General features: G+C 72.0%; 4 protein-coding genes. All 4 read left to right on the top strand.

The features are described 5' to 3' along the window. Window positions 1–1,127: SPFH domain-containing protein (locus HC031_RS22530; protein ID WP_240942806.1), on the top strand; the 1,127-nt coding region annotated here is incomplete at its 5' end. Window positions 1,128–1,377: 250 nt separating this feature from the next. Beyond that, window positions 1,378–3,786: an amino acid permease gene (locus tag HC031_RS22525; RefSeq protein ID WP_205863081.1), complete on the top strand. Its 2,409-nt coding sequence runs from the start codon at window positions 1,378–1,380 to the stop codon at window positions 3,784–3,786. A gap of 122 nt (window positions 3,787–3,908) precedes the next feature. Beyond that, window positions 3,909–6,545: an ATP-binding protein gene (locus HC031_RS22520; protein ID WP_167927371.1), complete on the top strand. Its 2,637-nt coding sequence runs from the start codon at window positions 3,909–3,911 to the stop codon at window positions 6,543–6,545. Beyond that, a complete protein-coding gene (locus tag HC031_RS22515) occupies window positions 6,542–7,219 on the top strand; it encodes a response regulator (RefSeq protein ID WP_167927370.1) in 678 nt (225 codons plus the stop codon). The genes HC031_RS22520 and HC031_RS22515 overlap by 4 nt, the downstream gene beginning before the upstream one ends. Window positions 7,220–7,354: the final 135 nt, after the last annotated feature.

Genomic DNA, 7,354 nt, shown 5'->3' with positions numbered 1-7,354 from the left:
ACACCATGTTCGGTTACCGGGTGCCCGCACCCGACGAGGCGATGCTCATCTCCGGCGGCAAGTCCAGCCGGGCCAACACCCCGTTCCGGGTGGTCACCGGGCACGGCGCGTTCGTCATGCCCATCTTCCGGAAGGTTCGGTTCCTCACCCTGGCGTTGTGCGAGGCCGAGGTCGAGGAGGTCTGCGTGACCAAACAGGGCATCGCGCTGAACGTACGGGCGGTCATCGCCTTCAAGGTGGGCAACGACGACGAGAGCATCGTCAACGCAGCCCGGCGCTTCCTGTCCGACCAGGATCAGATGTCGGTGCTGACCGGCCGCATCTTCGCCGGCCACCTGCGCTCCATCGTCGGCTCGATGACCGTCGAGGAGATCGTCACCGAGCGGCAGAAGCTGGCGCTGGAGGTGCTCGACGGCTCCAAGGAGGAGATGGCGAAGATCGGACTGAGCGTCGACTCCCTGCAGATCCAGTCCATCGACGACATGAAGCTCGGGTACATCGCCGCGATGGCCGCGCCGCACAACGCCGCCATCCAGCGCGAGGCGCAGATCGCGCAGGCGCGGGCCAACCAGGCGGCGGCCGAGGCCGAGCAGGAGTCCAAGCGCCGGCAGGCCGAGTACGCCCGGCAGACCGCGATCGTGCAGGCGCAGTACAAAGCCGAGATCGACCGGGCCCAGGCGGAGGCGGCCCAGGCCGGCCCGCTGGCGCAGGCCCAGGCGCAGCGGGAGGTCATCGCCGCGCAGACGGAGCTGGCCCAGCGCGAGGCCGCCCTGCGGCAGCAGCAGTTGGTCGCCGAGGTCATCAAGCCGGCCGAGGCCGAAGCGGAGCGGGTACGCCTGCTGGCGGAGGCCGACGCGGCCAAGATGAAGATCCAGGCGGAGGCGGCGGCGTCGCACAACCGGGTCGCGCTCGACCGGATGATGATCGATCAGCTTCCCCAGATCGTGAAAGAGGCGGCGCGCGGCCTGTCCGGCGCGAACGTCAACATCCTCAACGGCGCCGACGGGCTCGGCGAGATCGCCGCCGGGCTGGTGGGCCAGGGGATGTCGATCCTCGACTCGGTGCGCAAGGGCATCAGCGCCACCTCACCCGCCCTGGACGCGCCGGGGGAGCGGGCCGACAGCTGACCCGGTCACCCGAGGACGGCCCCGGTGGGAGGGGGGCCGGGGCCGTCCGGGCGCCGCGCGCCCGGCGCGTTACAAGCGGCGGCGCGTTACAAGCGGCGCGATACAAACGGCGCGACACAAACCAGGTCCACCGCTTTTTAGCGGATTTTTGACGCTTCGTGATCGTTCACCTGTGCCCCTTCATCCCTACGGTGGATGACGCTCGGGGCGGCCGCCGCTGACGCGCCCCAGGGAGAGTCGAGGGGGCACGGTGAGCGAGACGCGGCCATCGGGGCCTGCGGGCTCCGTACAGGTTCTGCCCGAGCCGACCCATCTGCCGGTGAACGGCGCCGACGTGCCGGAGAGCGTGGGCTACCAGCTCAAGCGACGGCTGCTCGGTCGGCCGCTCGTGACCGCGAGCCTGCACGAGGAGCGGCTGTCGAAGCCGCTGGCGCTGGGGGTGCTGGCGCCCGACTGCATCTCGTCGTCGGCGTACGGCACCGAGGAGATGCTGATCGAACTGCTGCCGGCCTTCGGGCTGCTGGCGTTCTCGCTGGTGTTGCCGATCACCGGGATCATCCTGGTGATCGGCGTGCTGATGACCGTGGTGTACCGCGAGGTGGTGCAGGTCTACACCAAGGCCGGCGGCTCGTACGTGGTGGCCCGCGACAACTTCGGCCCACGGGTGGCGCAGGTCGCGGCGGTGGCGCTGCTGATCGACTACGTGGTGACCGTCGCGGTGCAGGCCGCCGCCGGCACGGTGGCGGTGGCCTCGGCGTTCCCGGTGATCGGGCCGTACAGCCTGGAGATCACCGTCGGGGTGGTGGTGCTGATCGCCTTCGGCAACCTCCGCGGCATCCGCGAGGCGGGCCGGGTGTTCGCGCTCCCCACGTACCTGTTCAGCGGCTCCATCGCGGCGGTCATCGTCGTCGGCCTGGTGCGGGAGGTGTTCGGCACGCTGCCGCGCTACGACCCCACCCACCTCCCGGGCGCTGTCGACGTGCACCACGTGTCGGGCCTGGCCCTGGGCATGGTCGTGCTGACCCTGCTGCGGTCGTTCGCCAACGGCGGCTCGTCGCTGACCGGCCTGGAGGCGATCTCCAACGGCGTCAGCGCGTTCCGCTCCCCGGAGGGCGTCAACGCCCGCAAGGTGCTGGTCATGATGGCCGGCACGCTGGGATTCCTGGTCGCCGGCGTGTCCTGGCTGGCCCACGTCACGCACGCCACCCCGTACGCCAGCGGCTACCCGTCGGTGATCTCGCAGGAAGCGCGGATCGTGTTCGGCCACGGCGCGGTGGGCAACGCGCTGTACCTGGTGGTGCAGGCGTCGTCGGCGCTGATCCTGTACACCGGGGCGAACACCAGCTTCAACGGTTTCCCGTTCCTGGCCAGCTTCGTGGCCGAGGACTCGTTCCTGCCCCGCCAGCTCACCAGGCGGGGACACCGGCTGGTGTTCTCCAACGGCATCATCGTGCTGACCGCGGTGTCGGTCGCGCTGCTGCTGGTCACCGGTGCCAAGGTCAACTCGCTGGTGCCGTTCTACGCCATCGGCGTGTTCACCGGCTTCACGATGGCCGGCTTCGGCATGGCGACGTACTACCGGACCCACCGCGGACGCGGCTGGCGGCCCAAGGCGGTCATCGGTGTCTCCGGCGGCACGCTGTCGGCGCTGATCGTGTTGATCTTCGCGGTCGTGAAGTTCGCCGAAGGCGCCTGGCTCGTCGTGGTCATCTTCCCGATCCTGGTGTTCGTGCTCATCCGGCTCAACGGCCGGTACCGGAGGGAGTCCGACGCCCTCGCCACCCTCGCCCCGATCATCGACACCGAGCCCAACCCGGCCTGCCACGTCGTCCTCGTCCTGGTCGACGACCTCGACCTGGCCACGCTGCGCACGCTGCGGTACGCCCGCAGCCTGCGCCCGGACCGTATCCGCGCGGTGCACTTCGTCATCGACAACGTGCACGCCGAGCGGCTGGCCGACCGGTGGCGCACGACCCAGCGCGGCGATATCGCTCTCGAACTGCTCGACTGTCCGGACCGGCGGATCCGGCGCGCGGCGCTCGAGCTCACCGCCCGTACCGCGGCGGCCGGCAACACCGAGGTGACCGTGGTACTGCCGCGGCGTACCTACCCCGGGGTCGTCGGCCGGCTGCTGCACGACCGCACCGCCGACCGCATCGCCGCCGTCATCAGCCGGGTGCCGCACGCGGCCGCGACGATCGTCCCGTTCGACGTCGACGCCGCGATCACCCGCCTCAAACGGCTCCCGTTCGGCTTCGCCCACGCCGGGCCCCAGGCAGCCCCCGGCGTGCCGGAGCCGAACGGGAGCGCGACCGCCCCGGACCACCCACCGACGGCGACCGGGCGGCGGTCGCTCGCGGCGCCGGGCCATCCGGACGGGGTCGTGCCCGTCGCCGCGCTGCGCCGACGGATCCCCGCCACCGTCGAAGGCACGATCCGGTCGGTCCGGGTGCAGCCGATGACCAACAGCCACGTCCTGGAGTGCGAGGTCGTCGACGACACCGGTGGGCTGTTGCTGCGCTTCTACGGCCGCGGCACGATCCCCGGCATCCAACCCGGGCGGCGCATCCGGGTGCACGGCACGCCCGGCTCCCAGGACGGCACGCTCGCCATCTGCAACCCCCGCTACGAGCTGCTCGACCCTGAGCGCCATCCATGATGTCGAAGCCGGGCCCCGCGGTACCGTTCTCGCGCAGCTACGACGGCGTGGCCGTGGAGGGTGCCCGGGCCGGCGACGACCGTCCCCGGGGTGTCGTGACTCCGGGAAGGGAGAGGCGCGGGATGGCACGCGGTCAGCTACGCGTCTACCTCGGTGCGGCCCCCGGTGTGGGCAAGACGTACCGGATGCTGGAGGAGGGCCACCGCCGGCGGGAGCGCGGCACCGACGTGGTCGTCGGTTTCGTCGAGTGCCACGGCCGACCACAGACCGAGGCCCTCGTCACCGGCCTGGAGGTGGTGCCGCGCAAGACGTCGACCTACCGCGGCGCGGAGTTCACCGAGATGGACCTCGACGCCGTGCTCGCCCGTCGCCCGCGGGTCGCCCTGGTCGACGAGCTCGCCCACACCAACGTCCCCGGCAGCGGCAACGCCAAGCGCTGGCAGGACATCCAGCGGCTCCTCGACGCCGGTATCGATGTGGTCACCACCGTCAACGTCCAGCATCTGGAGTCGCTGAGCGACGTCGTCGTACGGGTCACCGGAGTGGACCAGCGCGAGACGATCCCCGATGAGGTCGTCCGCCGTGCCGACCAGATCGAGCTGGTCGACATGACCCCGGAGGCGCTCCGGCGGCGGTTGGCGCACGGCAACGTCTACGCGCCGGACCGGATCGACGCGGCGCTGGGCAACTACTTCCGTGTCGGCAACCTCACCGCACTGCGCGAACTGGCCCTGTCGTGGCTGGCGGACACGGTCGACGACCAGCTCGACCGCTACCGGGCCGAGCATCACATCGACACCACCTGGGAGATCCGCGAACGGGTGGTCGTCGCGCTCACCGGCGGTCCCGAAGGCGACACCCTCATCCGCCGGGCCGCCCGGATCGCCGACCGCAGCAAGGGCGCCGACCTGCTCGCCGTACACATCGCCCGCAGCGACGGCCTCGCCGGCGCCGACCCCGCGCACCTGGCCCGCCAACGCGTGCTGGTCGAAAGCCTCGGCGGCACCTACCACCAGGTCGTCGGCCGCGACATCCCGGCCGCGCTGCTGGACTTCGCCCGCGGCGTCAACGCCACCCAGCTCGTCGTCGGGGCCAGCCGGCGCGGCCGGCTCGCACAGCTCTTCTCGCCCGGCGTGGCGGTGATCACCACGGCGGGCTCCGGGCCCATCGACGTGCATCTGGTCACCCACGACGAGGTCAAGCGCGGTCAGCTCCGGATCGCCCTCACGACGGGGCTGCCCCGGCGACGGCAGCTGGCCGGGTTCGCCCTCGCGGCGGTCGGGCTGCCGCTGCTGACCGCCGTGCTCGCGCACCTGCGCGACGACCTCACGCTGTCCAACGACTTCCTGATCTACCTCGCCGCCATCGTCGTGATCACGCTGGTCGGCGGCCTGTACGCCGCGGTGGTCGCCGCCGTCGGCGGCTTCGCGCTGCTCACCTGGTACTTCACCGAGCCCGTCCACCACTGGCGCATCAACGACCGCAGCACCACCGTCTCCCTCGTGGTCTTCCTGCTGACCGTCGTCGCGGTCAGCGCCGTCGTGGCCATCGCCGCCCGGCGCACCAGCGAAGCCGCCAGTGCCCGCGCCGAGGCGGAGACGCTGTCGACCGTGGCGGGCAGCGTGCTGCGCGGCAGCCGCCCGCTGGCCGCGCTGCTCGACCAGCTCCGGGAGACGTTCCACCTGACCGGAGTGACGCTGCTGGAGCGCCGCCCCGACGCCCGGCCCGGCCCGGACGCGCGGCGCGACCCGGCCGTCTGGCGGGTGGCGGCCGCGGTCGGGGACGATCCGTGCCTGACCCCGGCCGCGGGGGACGCCGACGTGTCGGTCGACGAGCGGCTCTCCCTGGTGCTGTGCGGACATCCGCTGCCCGCCGGCGACCGGCGGGTCGTCGAGGCGTTCGCCGCCCAGGCGGCCATCGCGCTGCGCCAGGAGCGGCTCGCCGAACAGGCTGCCGCGGTCGGCCCCCTCGCCGAGATCGACCGGCTGCGCACCGCGCTGCTGTCGGCGGTGAGCCACGATCTGCGCACCCCGCTGGCGTCGGCGAAGGCCGCGGTCAGCAGCCTGCGCAGTCCCGACGTCGAGTTCAGCGATGCCGACCGCGACGAGCTGCTCGCCACCGCCGAGGAGTCCCACGACCGGCTCGGCCGGCTGGTGGACAACCTGCTCGACATGAGCCGCCTGCAGGTCGGCGCCCTGGCCATGTTTCCGCAGGTGATCAGCTTGGCCGAGGTCGTACCCGCCGCTGTCGACGAGCTGGGCGACGCCGGCCGGCACATCGCCATCCACCTGCCCGACGACCTGCCGGAGGTGTCGGTCGACCCGGCGCTGCTGCAACGGGCGCTGGTCAACGTGCTGTCCAACGCGATCCGCTACAGCCCGCCCGACCGGCCGCCGATGCTCACTGCGAGCGCGCACGCCGGCCGGGTGGAGGTACGCGTGATCGACCACGGACCGGGCGTGCCCGCCGCCGAATGGGACCGCATCTTCGCGCCGTTCCAGCGCCTCGGTGACCGGGACAACTCCACCGGCGTCGGTCTGGGGCTCGCGCTCTCCCGCGGCCTGGTCAACGCCATGGGCGGCACCCTCGACCCGGACACCACTCCCGGTGGTGGCCTCACGATGATTCTCACCCTGCCCGCCGTCCCTCCGCCGACCGGCGACGTCGCCGGCGTCGGCGACGTCGCTGACGACGTCGCCGACGCGGTTCTCGAGCCGGCGCGGCAGGGGCTCAGCAGCGACAACGGAGCCGACTCATGATCCGGGTGCTCATCGTCGACGACGAGCCGCAGATCCTGCGCGCCCTGCGCATCAACCTGCAGGCCCGCCAGTACGAGGTCGTCACCGCCGCCGACGGCGCGGAGGCGCTGCACGCGGCCGCCACCCACCGCCCCGATCTGGTCGTCCTCGACCTCGGCCTGCCCGACCTCGACGGCGTCGACGTCATCCGCAAGCTGCGGACCTGGACCCCGGTCCCGATCGTCATCCTCTCCGGACGTCTCGACAGCCGGCAGAAGGTCGACGCCCTCGACGCCGGCGCCGACGACTACGTGACCAAACCGTTCAGCGTCGACGAGCTGCTCGCCCGCATCCGCGCCGTCACCCGCCGCCTCGCCGGACCGGAGTCCCCACCGGGCGCCCGCATCGGCAACCACACCGTCGATCTGGCCAACCGCCGGGTACAGGCCGACGACGGCAGCGCCGTGCACCTGACCGCCACCGAGTGGCAGTTGCTGACCATCCTGGTCAGCAACCCCGGAAAGTTGGTCAGCCAGCGCCAGCTGCTCCAGGAGGTCTGGGGGCCGACCTACCGGACCGAGACGCAGTACCTGCGGCAGTACCTGGTCCATCTGCGCCGCAAGCTCGAACCCGACCCCGGCCGGCCCCGGCACCTGCTCACCGAACCCGGCATGGGGTACCGGTTCCAGCCCTGACCGGCGACCGTCGACGTGCCGGGCAGGGCCCGTGAGCCTTCGGTGGGCCGTCGTACGGCCGCGCACCTGACTCCGATACCGTTCGCCGATATCGGCCGAGATTGTGGTGTGTACGGGTCGGGAAGGGCGGGCGCG

The organism is Planosporangium thailandense, from assembly GCF_011947195.1.
Lineage (GTDB): Bacteria > Actinomycetota > Actinomycetes > Mycobacteriales > Micromonosporaceae > Planosporangium > Planosporangium thailandense.
This window is presented reverse-complemented; position numbering and strand designations above follow the sequence as displayed.